Below are 1,330 nucleotides of genomic sequence, written 5' to 3'. Positions count from 1 at the left end.
TCCGTCGGAGAAGCGGACCGCCTCGCGGACGTGGCGGACCCAGTAGTCGGCGGTGTACGCCTCGACGAGCCCGCCCGTAAGGTTGGAGACGATCGGGATCTTCGGCTTGTCGAACGTCAGCTCCCGCACGACCTGCGCGAACTCGTCGAGCATGGGGTCCATGAGCGGCGAGTGGAAGGCGTGGCTGACCTTCAGCCGGGATGTCTTACGACCCTGCCGCGCGAAGGTTTCCGCGATCGCCAGCACAGCGTCCTCTGCCCCGGATACCACCACGGATTGCGGTCCGTTGACGGCCGCGATGCCGACGCTCTCGGTGAGGTGCGGCAGGACCTCGTCCTCGGTGGCCTGCACGGCGACCATCGCGCCGGCTGCGGGCAGGGCCTGCATCAGCCGGGCGCGGGCACAGACCAGCTCCGCCGCGTCCTGGAGCGAGAGCACACCGGCCACGTGCGCGGCCGCGATCTCACCCACGGAGTGGCCCGCCACGAAGTCCGGCCGGACACCCCACGATTCGAGCAGCCGGAACAGCGCCACCTCGATCGCGAACAGCGCGGGCTGCGTGCACCCGGTCTGGTTCAGCTCGTCCGTATCGACGTCAACCGCCGCGTCCAAGTGCACGCAGACTTCGTCGTAGGCGTCGGCGAACACCGGGTACGTCTCGTGCAGTTCCCGGCCCATGCCGAGGCGTTGTGATCCCTGGCCGGAGAAGAGGAAGGCGACCTGGCCGCCGGCCGGGCGTCCCACCACCACGCCGGACGACACGGTGCCCGAGGCCAAGTCCGCCAGCGCCCGACGGAGTTCCTCACGGCTCTCCCCCACCACAGCGGCCCGGTGCCGCAGCACCGCACGCGTCGTCGCCAGCGAGAACCCCACGTCCGCCGGCTGTGCCCCGGCACCCTCACCGTCAGTGAAATACGCCAGCCGTTCCGCCTGGCCCCGCAGTGCCGCCTCGCTCTTGGCCGACAGCACCCACACCAACGGACCGGCGAGCGCAGCCCCGGCACCCTCCTCCACAACGGACGGGGACTGTTCGACGATGACATGTGCGTTGGTGCCGCTGACACCGAAGGAGGAGATGCCCGCCCGGCGGGGATGACCGGAGTCCGGCCAGGGCACTTCTTCGGTCAGCAGCCGTACCCCACCCGCCGACCAGTCCACATGCGGAGTCGGCTCATCGACATGCAGCGTCTTGGGCAGCACCCCATGACGCATGGCCATGACCATCTTGATGATGCCACCGACACCCGCGGCCGCCTGCGTGTGTCCGATGTTGGACTTCAACGACCCCAGCCACAACGGCTGACCCCCCGGACGTTCCCGACCATACGTC

The 1,330-nt window shown here is 69.4% G+C and carries 1 protein-coding gene; it reads right to left on the bottom strand.

Annotation, left to right across the window (positions count from 1 at the left end; translation table 11 throughout):
• A partial coding sequence (locus ACH4UM_RS41775) for an acyltransferase domain-containing protein (RefSeq protein ID WP_398191926.1) occupies positions 1-1,330 on the bottom strand: 1,330 nt, incomplete at both ends.

The sequence above is a fragment of the Streptomyces sp. NPDC020801 genome (assembly GCF_044334385.1).
GTDB lineage: Bacteria > Actinomycetota > Actinomycetes > Streptomycetales > Streptomycetaceae > Streptomyces.
This window is presented reverse-complemented; position numbering and strand designations above follow the sequence as displayed.